We start from the raw sequence: 17979 nt of genomic DNA on the forward strand, positions 1-17979 counted from the left end.
CACCGGCGGCTACCAGGACACCGGGTCTGTCCGGTCAACCGACCCGGTGACTCCCGTCAGCGGACGTAGACGGGCGAGGTCATCGCGACCATCGCCGCGTCGTACGGGCACAGGTTCACGGCGGCGTCGATCGGGCCGCACAGCGGGGTCTGCTCCAGCAGGTCGTTGCCGAGACGCAGTTCGGCGCGGAGCCAGCCCTGCTCGGCCGGGGCGGTGAACTCGATCGCCCCGTCGCGCGTGAGGTGCTGGTCGAGCAGGGTCCGGCCGTTGGCGAGGACGCGCAGTGAGCCGTCGGTGAGCGGGTCGAGCGAGCGTACGCGCAGCTTCTCGCCCGGGCGGACGTCGTCGCCGATGACGGGCACGAAGCGGCCGCCGCGCTTGGCCTCGATCACGAGCGGGCGACCGCCGACGGACGGCGGCAGCGCGGACACGCTGGTGCGGCCGGCGCGCAGCGCCTCCAGGACGGCGCCCGCCGAGCGGTCGCGCGCGAGCACCCAGGTGGTGGGATAGCCGGCGCCCTGCGGCTGCCCGTACTGCGTCCGGGCGTCGCTGCCGCCGGTCAGCGCGACGCGCGCGCCGCGCTGCAGCCAGCAGTCGAGGTAGTCCTCGGCGGCGCGGATGCTGGAGGCCGGGTTCCAGACCTCGATCGTGTCCGGCCGCACGTCGAACCCGTAGCCCCAGGTGAGCGTCGAAGCGTCGCAGCCGGCGAACGGCTTGGTGATCTTGGAGCCGGGGTGGTCGATCTGGAAGACGCCGCCCTTCGCACGGGCGTCGGCAGCGAGCGCGTTGATCGCGGCGGCGGAACCGTCGCCGTTGTCGAGCAGCTCCTTCACGCCGAGTACGTGGGCGACGCCGTTGACGTGGTCCTCGTAGCCGGGGATCGCGAGCACGCCGTGGCCGCCGGAGCCCCGCGCGCTCGCCGAGCGGACGTCGTCGTCATCGCTGATCGCGAGGTAGTCGAGCCCGCGGCCGCCCGCCTCGGCGAAACGCGAACGGACGTCGACGCCCGCGCGGAACGGGTCGGCCTCGCCCGCGTCGTCGGTCCCGGCGCAGTAGACGTCGCTGGAGAAGCAGCTGTGGACGTTCAGGTCGCCCGCCAGCCAGCGGCCGCCCGTGGTGCTCAGGTCGCTCTTGGGCGCGTTCGGGGCACTCGCCTGCTGGCGGTCGTTGACCCAGATCGGGCTGGAGTACGCGACCGGACGCCCGTCGCGGCGGACCCGGAGGAAGTACCAGGTGTCGTCGGCCGCCTTCAGCGAGACGTTGAGCCGGTCACCGGTCGCGCCGGCGACCACCTGGCCGCCGTTGCTGACCAGCTCCAGCTGCAACGGCGTGCTGGAGCCGCGGACGTGCGCGTCGATGGCCAGCGGGCTCTTGCCGTTGGTGCGGACCCGCTCGCCCATGCCGTGCCCGTCGATCGTGAAGTCCAGTCGCAGCGCGTTGTCGAGCACCGCGTAGAAGCGGCGGTCGGCCATCGCGCGCTTGATGTCCTTCTCGGTGTTGGCCCTGGCCAGGACGACGGTCTTGGCGTACTGCGAGCCGCCCCAGTCGTCCGTGCGGTCGTGCCCGTTGTCCTCGGCGCCGATCGCGCCGACGTGCCAGCCCTTGTCGAGCGCGCGGGCGTACCAGCCCTCGGGCGGAGCGTTGTGCCCGGGCGGCGTGCCGAAGTCGCCGCCGCCGTTGAAGACCTCGATGCCGGCCATCTGGTCGTCGGCCTCCGGGAAATACTTGAAGTCCTCCCAGCCGAACCCGAGGTCGCTGCGGACGTCGCAGCGCAGCGGGCCGCACAGCGTCTTGTCGCCGGGGTGGTTGAACACCGCCAGGCCGTCCTTGCCGGTGGTGGTCAGCCAGTCGTAGAAGCGATCCATCGCGATGGTGCCGCCGTCGGTCTCGGGCAGCGAGTTCTCGCGTGAGAAGTAGACGTTGATGTGGCCCATGCGGTCCGAGGTCCACTCGAACCCGCGGAAGCCGACAAAGTCCTTCGCGGGGTCGGTCGCGGCGCGGGCCTGCTCAAGCTCCGCGTCCCATTTGCGCAGCGCGTCGAGCGGGTTGACCGGATCGGCGTTCTGGCAGCTCGGCGCGACCCGCGGGTCCAGGCACTCCTCGTTGAAGACGTACGGCGCGTTGACGTTCGAGGTGTGCTCACTCGAACCGACGAAGTTCAGGTCGTGCTTGTCGCGCCCGGAGGCGAAGTAGTCGGCGGGCCGTGAGCCGGGCCATCCGTCGGAGTAGCCGCTGTGCTCGTGCAGCGCGCCGATGAGCTCGCGGGGCGCCCCGGGGTGGGGCGTCGTGGCGACCTGAGCCTTCCCACTCGTGGCGGTCGCCGCCTCGGCGGACAGGACGGGGCCGGCCGTTGCGGCCACGGCTACGGTCAAGGCTGTGGCCGTGACAGCCATGAGCCGGCGATGCCAGGTGGAAAGACCCACGGGACGATGCTCCCAGCATAGGTAGGTACGTATGGTGAAGATGCGGCTGGGACGGTACGCCATAAATGGGACATAAAGGAGAACGTGCCGGGTCTACCGGACGAACGGCACCGCGAACTCGTCCTCGACAGCAAACCAGACATGAGTGAGTTCTGATACGCGAGTTGCGCTCGGTCGTCTCCGGCTGCGACGCCCCACCCGACGCCGCCTTCGACGAGGCCGTCGCCTCACTGCGCCACTGGCGCGAACGACTTCACGGCCACGACATCGCGCGGCCCGGCTACTACCAGTCCACCGCGGCGGGAGTGGGCCTCCTCGTCGCCGCGCCGGACGCCATGGACCCGCGCGAGCGCTTCGCCAGGATCAACGCCGTCATCGGGAACTTCTGGGACTGCTGTGACGACCTCGTGCACGCGGCCGGCGGCTTCACGACGACCCCGTTGAGGCGGCTCACGACCACCTTGCGCGGGGTGGAGGACCTGTGGTTCGACCGCGAGGCCGAGGCACTCTCGGGCGGGGCGGAGCCGTACGAGGTGCTGGAGAGCGGGCTTCGGGCGATCGAGGGAAAGGCCGGGGCGCGGGAGGAGGCCGCGCGGGCCGTCGCGCGGTGCGCCGGCTGGCTCGGCTGACGGGTGGAAGCACTCCGCCACCTGCTCGGCGCGGATCGCGCCATCCGGGCGGACGGTGCCCGTGGGCTGTCGCCGCCGCTGCGGTGACGCGAAAACGCGTTGCCGTAAATCCCCGCGAAACGTAAGGTTATGCGCTCGTGATCACAGTGGTGGAACGGGTTCTGCCTGCCCGGCTGGGGACAGGTTTTCGGTGGTTGCTGGCATCGAGCTGGCTGACGAACCTCGGTGACGGGGTCGCGGCCGCCGCGGGCCCGCTGCTGATCGCGACGTTGACCCGCGACCCGCTGATGATCTCGCTGGCGGCCCTGGTGAGCTGGGCGCCGCCGCTGCTGTTCAGCCTGTACGCGGGCGTGCTGTCGGACCGGTACAACCGGCGCAAGATCGTGCTGGTCGCGAACGCGGTACGGGCCCTGGTGCTGGCGGCGCTCGTCGCACTCATGGTGACCGGCACCGTGACCGTGGCGATCGCGCTGGTGGCCCTCACGCTCCGATCCATCGCCGAGGTGTTCGCCGACAACGCGACGGCCACGCTGACACCCATGATGGTCGGCAAGGACGATCTCGTCATCGCCAACGCCCGCCTGGGCACGGGTTTCATCACGCTCAATCAGCTCGCCGGTCCGCCGATCGGCGCGGCACTGTTCGGCCTGGGCGTGACCTGGCCATTCGCGAGCCAGCTGCTCCTGGTGGTGGCGGGGGTCGTCCTGGTCTCCCGGATCACCCTGCCGCCGCACGGCCAGCAGGCCGACGACCCCAAGCCTGACACCGTACGGGAACTGATCGCCGGGTTCAGCTGGACCATCCAGCACGCGGCGGTCCGCACGCTGGCGCTCACCATCCTGATCTTCAACTTCACGTTCGGCGCGGCCTGGTCGGTTCTGGTCCTCTACACCCAGGAGCAGCTCGGCCTCGGCGCCATAGGGTTCGGCCTGATGACCACCATCGGCGGGATCGGCGGCTTGATCGGCACCGGCCTGTACGGGGCGATCACCCGCAGAGTGAGCCTCGGCGCCCTGATGCGGATCGGGCTCATCATCGAGACGTTCACCCACCTGGGCCTGGCCCTGACCCATTCGCCGTGGGTCGCCGGGGGCATCTTCCTGGTTTTCGGCGCGCACGCGTTCATCTGGGGCACGACCTCGGTCACGGTCCGCCAGCGCGCGGTCCCCCGCGAGCTCCAGGGCCGGGTGGGCAGCGTCAACACCATCTGCGTCTACGCCGGCCTGGTGGTCGGCTCGCTCATCGGCGGTCTCCTGGCCACCCGCTTCGGTGTCGCGGCGCCCTTCTGGTTCGCCTTCGCCGGTTCCGCGGTGTTCGTCGTGCTGCTGTGGCGGCAGCTCATGCACATCGCCCACGACGACTGAGACGAGGTCGATACGCCGGCCTCACCGGCTGAGCCGCCACAGGGCCGAGAACTGGGCCCCGCGCGGGTCCCTGATGACGCCCAGCGCGTAGACGGTGGTGCCGAGGACGGCAAGGTCGCTGATCTCGTACGGCAGGCCGCCGGCGACCGGGAGGAATTCCCTGGTCCAGCGGCCCTCGGCCAGATGCCACACCTCCCCCTTCCCGTCGAAGACATGTTTCGTGTGGAGGATCGTCCACAGGCCGCCGGCGCCGTCGGGCTCGGCATCGGAGAAGCCCTGGTTCTCCCCCGCGGCCGGTCCCCACATGCAGGTCCATCCGCCGTTGGTGTGGCGGAGCGCGACGGGCCTGGGCCTGCTCACCGGCTCATCGCCGTCGGGCGGGTACTCGTCCCAGCGGTAGTCGCCCAGTACCCAGAACTCGCCGTCGCCCATCGGCACGACGCCTCCCAGCAGCAGCCGGCCCTTGTCCGAGGGCACCGGCTTGGCGTCGCGGGGCAGCGGCATGGCGGGGAGCCGGACCGGCTGCCATGCCGTACCGGTCCATCTGGCCAGCTCCGCGACCGGTTCGTTCTCTCCCTCGGCGAAGAATCCGCCGAGGAGCCAGGGCGCCTGATCGGTCCCGCTCATCCTGCCACCGCTCCTGACGGGTAGCGGGGCGAGCTGCCAGGCCGTGCCGTTCCAGTAGGCCGAGGTGGTGCCGTTGACCGCCCAGCGGCCACGGGTGGCCCGCACGGAGCCGCCCGCCTGGTCGAGCGGGGGTGGTTGCTGCCGCCATGCCGTACCGTCCCAGAACCGCGCGGGCTGGGCGAAGACCCACACATGCCGGGCGTCGGCGACCGAGTACGGCCACAGAGCGCTGTCTCCCGGCATGGCCGGCAGTTCGGTCCACGTCCGGCCGTCCCACCGCATGAGGGCGATCTTGGAGCCCTCGGCCGCGGGTATGTGCATGGCCCACAGGAAGCCGTCGGCGGCCGTGCCGGCGTTCAGGCCCCCGCCGGGGGCACTCCACACCAGTTCCCAGCCGGAAGCCGCCTCCCGCGGGGGGAACTGGTTCACCCGCCGGGGCGGGCTGGGGCAGGAGCCCGCCGTTTCCAGCGTGGCGGTGGCCGGCAGGGTCGGCGTGGCGGTGGACCGCACAGGTGGTGGCGGGTTCGCACCACAACTCGCGACCAGCAGAGCCAGGATCAGGACTCGCTTCATATGCGGACCAGGATGACAGCGAAGGGTGACACCTGGCGAGGCCACCACGTTCGCAGGGTCACACTCGCGCCCCGTGGCCAAGCCGGCCCGGCTCGCCGGGCGATCGTGCTCCGGCCGTAGCTCGTCGGCTGAGCCGTTCCCCGCCGACCGGCCGGCTGCGATCAACATTCACCCTCACGACGCCCATTGCTCATACCGGTGATCTACGTTCCGGATGCCCCCTGAACCGGCAAATGAGGAAAAACGCATGTTCCGACGTAGAACCGTCACCACCCTCTCAGCGGCCGCGATCATCCTCGCGGCCCTGTCGGTACCGGAGGTGACGGCCAACGCCGCCACCACCACGTTCACCCCTGTAGCCGACACCTATGTGGACAACAGCGCGACAGGCACCAACTACGGCACCTCCGCGCAGCTCGGCATCGACAACTCACCTGTGAAGCGCATGTTCCTGCGCTTCACCGTGTCCGGGGTCTCCGGCACGGTCAGCTCGGTCAAGCTCCGCGTGCACACCGACAACGTCAGCGGCGCCGAGAGCGGCAGCGGTGGCAGCTTCCGCGCCATGAGCAACACCACGTGGTCCGAGACCGGGACCACCTGGAACAACCAGCCGGCCATCGACGGCGCGACGCTCGGCTCGATCGGCGCCGTGACCGCCAACGCCTGGTACGAGATCGACGTGACCTCCTACGTCAAGGGCAACGGCACGTACAGCATCGGCGTCACCTCCGCCAGCACCGACGGCGCCGACTTCGACTCCCGCGAGAGCGGCGGCTCGACCGCGCCCCAGCTCGTGGTCACGACCGGTACCACCACCCCGCCGCCGACCGGCGACGTGCTGGTGGGCGCGGGCGACATCGCCGACTCAGGCTCCGGCGACAGCGCCACCGCCGCGCTGCTCGACGACATCCCCGGCACCGTGTTCACCCTGGGCGACAACGTCTACACCAACGGCACCGCCTCGGAGTTCGCGAACTACTACGCCCCGACCTGGGGCCGCCACAAGTCGCGCACCCGGCCGGTGCCCGGCAACCACGACTACAACACCTCGGGCGCGAGCGGCTACTACGGCTACTTCGGCTCGTCCGCCGGTGACCCAGCCAAGGGCTACTACTCCTACAACATCGGCGCCAACTGGCACGTCATCGTGCTCAACTCCAACTGCTCGGCCGTGAGCTGCGCCAGCGGCTCGGCGCAGGTCAACTGGCTGCGCTCCGACCTGGCCGCCAACCCCAGGCCGTGCACGGTCGCCATGTGGCACCACCCGCGCTACACCTCGGGCGCCAACCACGCGCCCACCACGTCGGTCGCGCCGTTCGTCCAGGCCCTGTACGACGCCAACGCCGACCTGATCCTGACCGGCCACAACCACCAGTACGAGCGTTTCGCCCCGATCAACCCGTCCAACCAGCTCGACACCGCCAGGGGCATCAGGCACTTCGTCGTGGGCTCCGGCGGCGCCGGCCACTACGGGTTCGGCACGATCCTGCCCAACAGCGAGGCCCGCAACAGCGACACCTTCGGCGTGCTCAAGCTGACCCTGGGCGCCGGCAGCTACACCTGGCAGTTCGTCCCGCAGGCCGGCAAGTCCTACGCCGACAGCGGCACCACGAACTGTCACTGACATGTATCTGGCCACACTCGACCGTGGCCCCGGGCGTACCGTGGGCCGGGTCAGCGGCACCGTCCTGGCCCTCGGGACGGTCAGTCTCATCACCGACGTCTCGGCCGAGATGGTGACCGCGATCCTGCCCCTGTACCTCGTCGCCGGGCTGCAGTTCAGCCCGGCGGCGTACGGGGTGATCGACGGCGTCTACACCGGCGCGACCGTGCTGCTGCGGCTGGCCGGCGGGTACATCGCCGACCGGATCGCCCGGCTCAAGGCCGTGGCGGCGGCCGGGTACGCGATCTCCGCGCTGGCCAAGCTGGGGCTGCTGGCGGCCGGGGCGTCCGGGCCGCTCATCGGGCTGACGCTCACCGTCGACCGGGCCGGCAAGGGCCTGCGCACCGCGCCACGCGACGCGCTGATCACCATGGCGACGCCGCCCGAGCACCTCGGCCGCGCGTTCGGGGTGCACAGGACCATGGACGCGGCCGGGGCCTTCCTCGGCCCGCTGGTGGCGCTGGGCGTGCTGGCGTTGTCCGGACAGACGTACGAGCCGGTGTTCGTGGCGAGCTTCTGCGTCGCGCTGCTGGGCGTGCTGGTCCTGGTGCTGTTCGTGCCGGGCGACCGAGCCGCCCGCGCCCTCCCCGTACCTGCCGGCGGTGGGCCGCCGGGCGGGCGGGTGTCGTTGCGCGCGGCCGGGCGGCTGGCGCGCGGGCGGTTGTTGCCCGCCGCCTGCCTGCTGGGGCTGGTCACCATCGGCGACGGGTTCGTCTATCTCGTGCTGCAGCGGCGGGTCGAGCTGAGCATCGGCTGGTTCCCGCTGCTGGCGGTCGGGACGAGCCTGGCCTACCTGACGTTGTCCGTGCCGCTGGGCAGGCTCGCCGACCGGATCGGCCGGCCCACCGTCGTGCTCGGCGGGCTGGCCGCGCTGGCCGGCGTCTACCTGCTGCTCGGGAGCCCGCTCGGCGGGCCGCCGCTCGTGCTGCTCGTACTGGCCCTGCACGGGGCCTTCTACGCGGCCACGGACGGCGTCCTCATGGCCGTGGCCGGCACCGTCTTCCCGGCCGAGTTGCGGACCACCGGCATGGCGCTGGTCCAGAGCGGGCAGGCGGCGGCGTACGTGGTCTCGTCGCTGCTGTTCGGCCTGGCCTGGCAGTCGTGGGGCACCGGCGCGGCGTGCCTGGCGGCAGCGGCGGCGGCCGTGCTCGCCCTTCCCCTGATGGCCGTACTTCTGCGGAGGCGTGTGTGAGCTCTCTCAGCCGGCGGGCCAGACTGCTCGTCACCGTCCTGGCGGCGATCCTGCTCGCCGGGTTCGCCACCGGGTACGCGCTGCTCGGCCGCGAACGCCCTGCCCCGGCCGCTTCGGCGCAGGTGTCGGGCCCGGCGCTCATGGTGCTGACGAACGGCCGCCTGTCCACGGTCGCCGCGACCGACCCCGGCGGACCCCGGGAGGTGACGGAGGTGGCGTGCGACCGCGTCTACGCCGCCGCCGCGACCGTGGCCTGCCTCGAACCCGTCGGCGCGCTCAGCGCCACCCGCCTGGTCGTCATGGACGAACGGCTGCGCGAGCGCAAGACTGTGCCGCTCACCGGCTTCCCGAACCGGCTGCGCGTGTCGGCCAGCGGGAGGATGGTGTCCTGGACGCTGTTCCTCGACGGCCACTCCTATGCCACGACCGGGTTCGCCACGCGGAGCGGCGTACTCGACCTCCGGAGCGGCAGGCTGGTGAACTCGCTGGAGGACTTCGCGATCACGCGGGACGGGCTGCCGTACCGGAACGTGGACGTCAACTACTGGGGCGTCACCTTCACCTCGGACGACAACCGCTTCTACGCGACGCTCTCCACCGGCGGCCACCGCTACCTGGTGGAGGGCGACCTCGCCGCGCGGACCGTACGGACGTTGCGCGACAACGTCGAATGCCCCTCCCTGTCCCCCGACGGCACCAGGATCGCCTACAAGTCCGCCGTGGACGGCGATCCGGCCAAGGGCTGGCGGCTGTCGGTGCTGGACCTGGCCTCGGGAAGATCCACTCCCACGGCCGAGACCCGCAGCGTCGACGACCAGCCCGCCTGGCTCGACGGGCGTACCGTGGCCTACGCCCTGCAGAGCAGTGACGGCACCAACGACACCTGGTCCGTGCCCGCCGACGGCACCGGCGCGCCACACCTGCTGGTGCCGGGCGCCAACTCCCCCTCGCCGCCGCGGCACTGATCGGCGGGCTCGCGATCGCCCACCCCGGCGCCGGCGGCGGGCGTGCCCGTGGTCGGCGCGATCCGCCGCGACGGCGGCACAGCCGCCCCGACCGTCAGTGCGCGCCGTTCAGCGGAGGACGACCGTCCGGGAGGCTCCCTCGGCGTCGGCGAGCCGGCCGAAGGACACCGTCCGGCCGCGCCAGGCCACGGTCAGCTCGGCCAGGGCGCGGCGCGGGTCCGACACGGTGATGGTGGCCGGGGCGCCGGGGTGCTCGCGGACCAGCACCGCGCACGGGGCGGAGGCGGTCAGGGCGCCGGTCGTGCCCGCGTTCCAGAAATTGGCCGCCGTGAGGCCCAGCGCGGGCACGTGCACGGCCTGTAGCCGGGCGGTGTTGGCCAGCACGCGCACTCCGGGCTCGGCCGCCCTGGCGCGGGTCGCCGCCCGGGTCGCGCCGGGGAGCAGCAGGTAGACGTAGCCGGCCGCGCGGGGATCGACGCCGTGGTCGAGCCAGAGGGCCGTGTAGTCGCGGGTCGCGCCGCCGCCCGTACGGCTTTCGCGCGACGTGCGCAGGTCCTGGCCGCCCGGCACGACGTAGCCGCCGTGGCCGTCGAGGTGCGCCCAGCCAGGCCCGGTGCTGAGGGTCGTGGCGGTCCTGCGGTTGTCCACGATGGTCTCGACGGAGGTGCCGTCCGCGGCGGTGATGCCCGCGCCCAGGCACACGACCACGTCATCGAGGAAGATCCACGACTTGAACGCCTCCATCGTGCTCTCCAGGCCGCTCAGATGCTGGCCGACGGTCGCGTACGTGCCGTCCGTGGCCCCGCCCACCCAGCGCCAGGGCGTACACGTGTCACCCCACGCTCGCCCCGCGCCGTCGGGCAGCCGCAGCGTGGAGACGGTCGTGCCGGGCAGCCGGTAGGGGTCCACGGTGGGCCAGAAGTCGTCCGAATACTGGTCGCCGTGGCCCTCGGCCCACCAGTAGAGCATCCCGGAGCCGGTGTGCCAGCCGCGCAGGTTCTCGCCGTTGCCGTGCTCGTAGTGGCCGATCCGGTACGAGGCCATGCTGAGCGCGGCGCACCAGCCGGGCCTGCGGTGCACGGCACGGGCGCTCATCGGCAGCAGCCGGTGCCCGACGGGCTCCGGGGCGGCGACCACGGCCGGGTCGTCGATGATCGCGGCCAGCCGGGCGTGGAAGGCCGGTTCGGCGTCCGCCAGCATTGGCCGGTACGTGTTCCGCACCGCCCACCCCTTGACCATGGCGTGCCAGCGTTCCCGCTGGGCGGCCGGGGCGCTGTCTCCCAGCAGCAGGACGGCCTCGGCGATCTCCCGCCCCCGCTCGTGGTCCCCGAACGCCCGCCGCCCCACTCCTCTCCCGCGCACCAGGTCCATGCAGGCGCCGTCGCGGACGAAGGGGGCGAACGACCTCTCGACCGCGTCGAACACGTTCCGGTCGGTGACCTCCCACGGAGAGCCGCGCAGCACCGCGAACAACGTCGCCAGCCCCGACAGCAGCGTCACCCCGTAGGCCCCCTGGTAGGGCACGTACGTGTGCTGGATGAACGACCCGTCCCGGTAGAACCCGTCGCCCGCGGAGACCAGCGGGAACACCGGGGACAGGGCCGCGACCGCGCGTGCGGCCCGGCCGTGGTCGTCCCTGAGCATGGCCCTCAGCAGCAGCACCATGCACAGGTCCACGCGGTTGGCCCCGGTGCTGGTGCCGCTGTAGCCGGCGAGGCGGCTCTCCGGCACGAAATGGTCCACCGCGTCCCGTAGGGCGACGCTCTCCCGCTCGTCCAGGCCGACCAGTAGGGCCGTGTCGAGCAGCGCCTTGGGCACGCCGATCTCCCAGTGCCACCAGTTGCCCGCGGGGTCGGCGCCGGCCGCGTACACGTGCCGCCGGTAGTGGTCCACACCCGCCGCGACGGCCGCCGCCAGGCCAGCGTCGCCGGTCAGGCCCGTACCGTCCAGCACGAAGGCGTGCGCCATGGTCCGCAACCGACGGGGCGTGGCCATGAACGAGGGGAACGGCTCGTCGGGCCAGAGCGAGGCACGGGCGGGGGCCATGGTGTCCCGGTAACGGGCGGCCGTCCGCCCCAGCCGCGCCAGCCGGCTCCGGTACGGCTCCGCCGCCGGATCGTACCCCGACCCCGCGGTCACCTCGCGCCACCGTCTGCGGAGGCGGGTGAACGAGTCGTCGGGCGTCAGCGCCGCCTCCGCCGGGGCCAACGCCCCCAGCACCCCGGCCGCGGTCACGCCACCGAGCTGGAGGATCAGTCTCCTGGACGGCCGGTGCACGCCCCGATTATCACAGGACCCACAACTGACACGGCCCCGTGGTGGCCCTGTCGCTCGCCCGGCCCCGCGCGGTGCCGGCCAAGGACCATCACTTCTCGGATCGAGAGCACCCTTCCTCAAGGTCGGTTGCCGGAGTGATGTCGAGAACGCCCTGACCGCTCCGACCTACCTGCGAGGGAACCGCCGGTACGCACGGCGGCACTCCCCTGAACGGCAGCCCGACCTGAAGGAGCAGACTTGTCACGGAATATCGAGACCGTCAACACCTACCTGGACGGTTTCCGCAAGAACGATCATGAGCAGATCCTGTCCTGCCTGACCGACGACATCGAGTGGACGGTCTTCGGCGCCTTCCACCTGACCGGCAAGGACGCCTACGACAAGGCCATCGACGGCCCGCCCGGACTCATCGACCCTCCTCACCTGGAGGTCGTACGCATGGTCGAGCAGGGCGATGTCGTCATGGCCGAGCTCACCGGGACGGTGAGGCGGGTCGCGGGCGGCGAGATGCGCATGTCCATGGCGGAGGTGTTCGTCATGCGCGACGGCAAGATCGCCGAGCGTCGCGCCTGGGTCATCGAGCTGAAGGAGAACGACTACCGCTGACCGCGGAATCTCGGTGACGTGCCGGGCTGATCGCGACCACCCAGGTGGCACGAACGGCTCGGCACGACCTGACTCCGCCCAGCCCCGGCCGTGCGGCCCCCTGATCACCACAGAGGGGCGCTGATTCGCCACGGAGGGACCACCGAGCCACAATGAGGCGCATGCTCTCCAGCGACCCCCACGAGCTCTCGCCTCGCGAAGTCGAGGTGCTGGCCGGGGTGGCCGAGCAGCTGACCAACGCGCAGATCGCCCGCCGGCTGCAGGTCTCGGTCCGTACCGTGGAAAGTCACGTCTCCTCGCTGCTGCGCAAGCACGGCGTGGTCAACAGAACAGCCCTGGCGGCCATGAACCGGCACCGGTCGTCGCCTTCGGTCAAGCCGGGGCACATCGCGCAGATCCCGGTCAGCCATACCTCCTTCGTCGGACGCCGCCAGGAACGACAGGAAACGCTGGCGGCGCTCGAACACGCCGCGCCGGTCTGCCTGGTGGGGCCCGGCGGCGTCGGCAAGACCCGGCTGGGAGCGATCGTGGCACAGGCGGCCGCGGCGTCGTTCCCCTCCGGCGGGGCGTTCGTCGATCTCGCTCCGGTGGGCGAGGGGTTCGTCCTGCGGGCCGTGGCCGACGCGCTGGGCGTGGCGGAACGACCTCCCCTGCCGCTGACGCAGGTGGTCGCGGACCGCCTGGCGCTGGGACGGTCGCTGCTGGTCCTCGACAACTGCGAGCACCTGCTGGAGGAGGTCGGCGACCTGGTCGAGGGCCTGCGCGCCACCTGCCCGCGGGCGGGCATCCTGATCGCCAGCAGGGAGCGGCCCGGTCTAGCCGGGGAGCGGGTCATCACGGTGCCGCCGCTGGCGGGCGAGGCGGAAACGCTGTTCCTGGAGCGGGCGCGTGCGGTCGATCCCGCGTTCACCGCCGAGCCCGCCTTGATCGCCGAGGTGTGCGCCCGGCTCGACGGGCTCCCGCTGGCGATCGAGCTGGCCGCCTCGCGCGTGGCCGCGCTCGGGATGGACGCCCTGCTGGTCGGCCTGCAGGATCGGCTGCGGCTGCTGTCGGGGGCGCGCGGCAGGCCGCAACGGCACCGCTCGCTGCGCGCCGTGATCGGCTGGAGCTACGACCTGCTGGACGACGAGGAACGTGGGCTGCTGCGCCGCCTGTCGGTGTTCGCCGGCGGGTTCGACCTGGCGGCGGCCACGGCTGTCATGCCTGACATGACGCCGAGCGCAGTGGCCGACATCATCGGACGGCTGGTCGACAAGAGCCTGGCCGGGGTCGTGGGCAGGAGCAGGTGGCGGCTGCTCGAGACCATCAGGGCCTTCGCCGCCGACCGGCTCGCCGACGACGGCGAGGCCGGGGCGGCACTCCGGTCACGGCTGCGCTGGGCCGCCCAGGCCGCGGTGACGCTGGAAGCACGGCTCGGCGGCGGCTGGCAGCCGCAGTTCGACCTGGTGGCCGACGACCTGCGGGCCACGCTCGCGGACACCCCGGCCGTACCGGACCGCGACGCGCACCGCCTGGCCCGATCGCTGGCGCACCTGGCGTTCGCGCGGCGTTTCCACCGGGAGGCGATCGACCACTACCTGGCCGCTGCCGAGCGCGCCTGCGCCGCTGCGGACCGCCACCAGGATCTCATGAACGCGGCCGACACGGCAGCCGCGATCGCCGACGGGCGGCTGGCCCTGAGCCTGTTGCTACGGGCCGCCGAACAGGCGGGCGATGCAGGCCCGCGTACGGCCACGCTCGCCTCGGCCCTCGCGGTCTCCTACCGCTACCTGGGCGGAGACGGTCACGCTTCCGTGCGCGAACACGTCGCGCGGCTGCTCCAAGCGGCGAGTGGTGATCCGACCGCGGAGACGGGTGCCGCTGTGGGCGCGGGCCCGGATGTCACGGCGGGCCCGGCATCAGCGGCTGCGCGTACCGCGGCGCTGGTCGCGACGGCGTGGGCCTGGCATCGGGGTGGCCTGGAGCTCGCCCGTTCCGCCGCCGACAGCGCCCGGGAGTGCGGCGACACTCTCGTCCTGTTGAGCGCGCTGGACGTGCTCACCCGTGCGAACGCGCGGGTCGGCCGCATGCGTACCGTTCAGCGGATCAGCCAGGAGCGGCTCACCCTCATCAAGGACCTGCCGGCGCACGAGCCGGCCGCCGCAGCCGAGATCGTCGACACCTTCCACTCCGCAGCCCGCGCCGCGTTGTGCGTCGGGGACCTGCCCGAGGCGATCGCCCTGGCGGGCCGGGCTGAGCGCGAGGACCCCATCGGCGAACACCCGTACCTCTCCATCCCCAAGCTCATCAGACCGCTCGTGCTGAGTGGACGGTTCCCGGAGGTCTTCGAACAGGCGCAGTCCATGTGGCAGGCCTGGCACCAGGCAGGCCGCCCGCGCAGCACCTGGCTGTCGACCGGCGTGTACGCCGTGGCGCTGGCCCACGGGCTGGCGGGCGGCGGCGAGTTCGATCTGTGGCGCTCGCGCGCCCTGGAGATGGCCGGCATCGCAGACGCGGCCGCCTCACCGGTCCTCGCGGCGTTCGCCGTGTTCGTCGAGGCCCGGGTCGCCGTGCACACCCGCGCCTACGACCAGGCCGCCGCACTCGTCGACCGCGCCTTCGCCCCCTTCTCCATACGCTGGTACGAGTCCTACGCCCGCGCCGCCGGCGCCGAGCTGGCCGTCGTCGCGGGCCTGCCCGGGGCCGCCGAACGGGTCGCCGCCGCCATGCCGTACGCGGAGGAGAGCACGTGGGCCGCCGCCGGCCTGGCCCGTGCCCGCGGCATCCTGTACGACGACCCTGACGCGCTGGCGGAGGCGGTCGAGCTGTGGACGTCGATCGACGCCCGGTTCGAGCGCGCCTGCACACTACGCCTGCTGGCCGACCGAAAGCGGGCCGACTCCCCCGTCGCGTGAGCGTCGTTGAGTGCTGGTGTTCACCTATCCGCGGCGAGCTGGTAGTGCGACACCACGACCTGGCCGTCGAGTACGTGTGAGTCGACGAGCCGCAGCTCGTGGCGCTGCTCCGGTGCGGCGAACAACCGCCTGCCACCGCCGAGCACCACCGGGTGTACGGCGATGTGGTATTCGTCGATGAGTCCCAGCTCGGTCAGCGCTCCCGCCAGCGCGGCGCCTCCGGTGAGGAGCATGTCCCCGCCCTCCGGCCGCGCCTTGAGGGCGGTGACCTCGTCGGCCAGGTTGCCGGTGATGACGCGGCTGGTCCATTCGTCGCCCGGGTAGGTGCGGGAGAACACGATCTTCGGCGTGGCGCGCCAGAACGGCGCGAAGGCGGCCACGTGCGGGGAGTCCGAGATCGACTCGGCGTTCGGCCAGAATCCCACCATCATCTGCCACACCGGACGCCCGAACAGCAGAGTGCCGACCCTCTTGTCCAGACTCTCCGAGTACGCCGACAGCTCCGGGCCCATCATCGGCCAGTCGAACTCCCCGTTGGGTCCGTCGATGAACCCGTCCGCCGATGTGTGCACCCAGTAGATGATCTTGCTCATGAGGTACCTCTCTTGTCCGTGCCGTCATAGGTGGGTCGGAGCCGACCGCTGTTCATCGACACGCGGCGGCGAACAGACAGATTCTTCTGCGTCGTTGTCGCTGCCTGCGACTCTGGCCTGCCGCGACAGGCTGGGGCATCCGTGCGGCCCCCCTGACCGCCACGGAGGCGGCACGGATTCGCCACGGAAAGCCCACAGAGCCCTGTCGCCGAGCAGGACCAGAGGGTCTGTACGCTCACCCAAGGCAGATGCGCGGCGCGCCCATGGCGGCCACGCAGAAAGACCGGCGCCGGCCTCGATGAAGGCCCCGCCTAGCCGCCGGGCCGGACCAGGCCGCTCTCGTAGGCCAGGATGACCAGCTGGACGCGGTCGCGTACCGACAGTTTGGCGATGGCTCTGGTGACGTGCGTCTTGGCGGTGAACGGGCTGATCGTGAGGCGTTCGGCGATCTCGTCGTTGGACAGGCCGAGCGCCACCAGGCGGACCACCTCCCGCTCCCTGGTGGTCAGGACGTCCATCCGCTGCCGGGCCACGGGGGCAGGTCCGCGCGGTCCGGCGAACCGTTCCAGCACCCGGCGGGTGATCCCGGGAGACAGCAGCGCGTCGCCCGCCGCGACGGCGGCGACCGCGCGGCGCAGCTCGCTCGGCTCGATCTCCTTGGTGAGGAAGCCGCTGGCTCCAACGCTCAGCGCGTCGAAGAGGTGCTCGTCGGTGTCGAACGTGGTCAGGATGATCACACGGCAGCCGGGGATGGAGGGGTCCGAGACGATACGGCGGGTGGCGGTGATGCCGTCCATGCCCGGCATCCGGATGTCCATGAGGATCACGTCGGGAAGGGTGCGCGCGGCCAGCCGTACGGCCTCGTCACCGGTGGCGGCCTCGCCGACGACGACGAGGTCCCTGGCGCGGGACAGCAGGCCGCGGAAGCCGGCCCGTACCAGAGCCTGGTCGTCGGCGAGGAGCACCTTGCACGTCATGCGGGTGAGCCTGCCACAGGGATCTCCGCCCGTACCGAGAAGCCCCCCGGGCACCGAGCCCACGGTGAGCGTGCCCCCGAGCGCGCTCACCCGTTCCCGCATGCCGGTCAGGCCATGCCTCTCCCTGACCTCCGCACAACCCCGGCCGTCGTCCCTGACCTCGACGATGATCGAGTACGGGTCCCGCTCGATCGTCACTTCGGCCTCGGCGGCTCCGGAGTGCTTCAGGGTGTTGGTGAGAGCCTCCTGGACGACGCGGTAGACGGCCACCGCCGGTGCGCCGGGAACGGCGGCGGGATCGCCGCGCTCGTCGAGGGTCACCCGGAGGCCGGCGGCGCGGGCGTCCGCGATGAGCGTGCCGAGGGAGGCGAGATCGGGCTGGGGAGTGGTGCTGCCGAGACCGTCCCGCAGGAGTCCGATGAGGGAGTTGAGCTCGGCCATCGCGCGGTTCCTGACCTCCATGGCCACCCCGAGCGCGGCCGCGGCCTCCTCCGGGGCCTCCCGCAGGGTGTCGGCGGCGAGGTTGAGGTGGACGCCCACCACCGCCAGGGTGTGGGCGACGATGTCGTGCACCTCGCGGGAGGCGCGCAGCCGTTCCTCGGCGGCGCGGGCCCGGTCGTCGGCCTCGCGCAGTCGCGCCCGCCAGCGCATGACGGAGGCATGGGTCAGGCCCGCGCCGATGAGGACCAGCAGCAGCAACCCCTCGCCGGCGATGTGGCTGACGAAACGGCCGGTGCCGTGCTGGAGCATCCACCAGTGATCGAGGGTGGAGTAGACGAGCTGACCTGCGCCGATGGCCGCCACCCACCGTACGCGCGGCGTGCAGGCGGCGGTGAAGTACGCCGCCGACGCCGGCCAGACGTAGCCGCCCTCGAAATTGCTCACCCAGTGGTAGACGAAGATCGCACCGATGGACAGAAGCAGCACGGTCATCGGCCGGTCCCGCCTGAAGAGCAGCAGCGCGCCGAGGAACAACGCCAGGGGGAAGAGGGCTCTCCAGGGGGACTCGTACGTCTGGGCCGCCAGGCCCCCGAGGGACACGCCGACGACGGTGATGACGGCGAGCACCAGATCGAACAGCCTGTCGGAGTGACGTACCCGCGCGGGCGCGCCCTGCGGGATCGGCGAGGTCACGGAGGTCATTGCTCTCCCTGCGGGATGAGATGGGTGGCGGAGGGATGGCACGACGGTGGGAC

Annotated in this window: 12 protein-coding genes and 1 pseudogene; 7 read left to right on the forward strand and 6 right to left on the reverse strand. The window is 71.9% G+C overall.

Annotation, left to right across the window (positions count from 1 at the left end; all coding sequences use genetic code 11):
- Window positions 1-56 precede the first annotated feature (56 nt).
- The gene (locus tag BLS95_RS19580) at window positions 57-2360 is read right to left on the reverse strand and encodes a CehA/McbA family metallohydrolase (protein ID WP_090933218.1); all 2304 of its coding nucleotides are present in this window, start codon (window positions 2358-2360) and stop codon (window positions 57-59) included.
- A 227-nt stretch (window positions 2361-2587) separates the two neighbouring features.
- Between BLS95_RS19580 and BLS95_RS19585 the strand changes: the two genes are divergently transcribed.
- Window positions 2588-3052 carry a hypothetical protein gene (locus BLS95_RS19585; protein WP_090933220.1) on the forward strand — a complete coding sequence of 155 codons (465 nt, stop codon included), beginning with the start codon at window positions 2588-2590 and terminating at the stop codon, window positions 3050-3052.
- A 194-nt stretch (window positions 3053-3246) separates the two neighbouring features.
- Window positions 3247-4416, forward strand: coding sequence for an MFS transporter (locus BLS95_RS19590; protein WP_218135857.1), 1170 nt, complete (start codon window positions 3247-3249; stop codon window positions 4414-4416).
- A 21-nt stretch (window positions 4417-4437) separates the two neighbouring features.
- On the opposite strand, the gene BLS95_RS19595 is transcribed toward BLS95_RS19590, so the two are convergent.
- Window positions 4438-5616, reverse strand: a complete 1179-nt coding sequence (locus BLS95_RS19595) for a hypothetical protein (protein WP_143043797.1) — start codon at window positions 5614-5616, stop codon at window positions 4438-4440.
- A gap of 247 nt (window positions 5617-5863) precedes the next feature.
- On the opposite strand from BLS95_RS19595, the gene BLS95_RS19600 reads away from it, so the two are divergent.
- Genes BLS95_RS19600 through BLS95_RS19610 form a run of 3 tightly spaced genes read left to right on the forward strand, consistent with a single transcriptional unit; the run spans window position 5864 to window position 9436 of the window.
- The gene (locus tag BLS95_RS19600) at window positions 5864-7240 is read left to right on the forward strand and encodes a CBM96 family carbohydrate-binding protein (protein WP_090933226.1); all 1377 of its coding nucleotides are present in this window, start codon (window positions 5864-5866) and stop codon (window positions 7238-7240) included.
- Window position 7241: 1 nt separating this feature from the next.
- Window positions 7242-8471, forward strand: coding sequence for an MFS transporter (locus BLS95_RS19605; RefSeq protein WP_090933228.1), 1230 nt, complete (start codon window positions 7242-7244; stop codon window positions 8469-8471).
- Window positions 8468-9436 (forward strand): TolB-like translocation protein, encoded by a 969-nt coding sequence (locus BLS95_RS19610; protein ID WP_090933230.1) that lies wholly within the window; start codon window positions 8468-8470, stop codon window positions 9434-9436. Before BLS95_RS19605 ends, BLS95_RS19610 begins: the two co-directional genes overlap by 4 nt.
- Before the next feature lie 108 nt (window positions 9437-9544).
- On the opposite strand, the gene BLS95_RS19615 is transcribed toward BLS95_RS19610, so the two are convergent.
- The gene (locus BLS95_RS19615) at window positions 9545-11713 is read right to left on the reverse strand and encodes a polysaccharide lyase 8 family protein (protein WP_090933232.1); all 2169 of its coding nucleotides are present in this window, start codon (window positions 11711-11713) and stop codon (window positions 9545-9547) included.
- 237 nt (window positions 11714-11950) lie between these two features.
- Between BLS95_RS19615 and BLS95_RS19620 the strand changes: the two genes are divergently transcribed.
- Both BLS95_RS19620 and BLS95_RS19625 read left to right on the forward strand, forming a co-directional pair.
- On the forward strand, window positions 11951-12319 hold the full coding sequence (locus BLS95_RS19620) for a nuclear transport factor 2 family protein (RefSeq protein WP_090933234.1): 369 nt from the start codon (window positions 11951-11953) through the stop codon (window positions 12317-12319).
- Window positions 12320-12480: 161 nt separating this feature from the next.
- Window positions 12481-15213 (forward strand): ATP-binding protein, encoded by a 2733-nt coding sequence (locus BLS95_RS19625; RefSeq protein ID WP_176993275.1) that lies wholly within the window; start codon window positions 12481-12483, stop codon window positions 15211-15213.
- A 20-nt stretch (window positions 15214-15233) separates the two neighbouring features.
- Here BLS95_RS19625 and BLS95_RS19630 read toward each other — a convergent pair whose 3' ends face one another.
- The 3 genes and pseudogenes from BLS95_RS19630 to BLS95_RS59540 all read right to left on the reverse strand — a co-directional run.
- Window positions 15234-15806 carry a dihydrofolate reductase family protein gene (locus tag BLS95_RS19630; RefSeq protein WP_090933238.1) on the reverse strand — a complete coding sequence of 191 codons (573 nt, stop codon included), beginning with the start codon at window positions 15804-15806 and terminating at the stop codon, window positions 15234-15236.
- Between the two features lie 311 nt (window positions 15807-16117).
- Window positions 16118-16783: a response regulator gene (locus tag BLS95_RS57980; RefSeq protein WP_245765168.1), complete on the reverse strand. Its 666-nt coding sequence runs from the start codon at window positions 16781-16783 to the stop codon at window positions 16118-16120.
- 54 nt (window positions 16784-16837) lie between these two features.
- Window positions 16838-17926: pseudogene (locus tag BLS95_RS59540) on the reverse strand (sensor histidine kinase); the annotation flags it as partial.
- Window positions 17927-17979 lie beyond the last annotated feature (53 nt).

This window comes from Nonomuraea jiangxiensis (assembly GCF_900099965.1).
Taxonomy (GTDB): Bacteria; Actinomycetota; Actinomycetes; order Streptosporangiales; family Streptosporangiaceae; genus Nonomuraea; species Nonomuraea jiangxiensis.

What these genes read in the sequence shown, in the direction of transcription:
- BLS95_RS19595 (WP_143043797.1), bottom strand. Translation starts at nt 5,616, where the DNA reads ATGAAGCGAGTCCTGATCCTGGCTCTGCTGGTCGCGAGTTGTGGTGCG.
- BLS95_RS19600 (WP_090933226.1), top strand. Translation starts at nt 5,864, where the DNA reads ATGTTCCGACGTAGAACCGTCACCACCCTCTCAGCGGCCGCGATCATC.
- BLS95_RS19605 (WP_090933228.1), top strand. Translation starts at nt 7,242, where the DNA reads ATGTATCTGGCCACACTCGACCGTGGCCCCGGGCGTACCGTGGGCCGG.
- BLS95_RS19625 (WP_176993275.1), top strand. Translation starts at nt 12,481, where the DNA reads ATGCTCTCCAGCGACCCCCACGAGCTCTCGCCTCGCGAAGTCGAGGTG.
- BLS95_RS19630 (WP_090933238.1), bottom strand. Translation starts at nt 15,806, where the DNA reads ATGAGCAAGATCATCTACTGGGTGCACACATCGGCGGACGGGTTCATC.
- BLS95_RS57980 (WP_245765168.1), bottom strand. Translation starts at nt 16,783, where the DNA reads ATGACGTGCAAGGTGCTCCTCGCCGACGACCAGGCTCTGGTACGGGCC.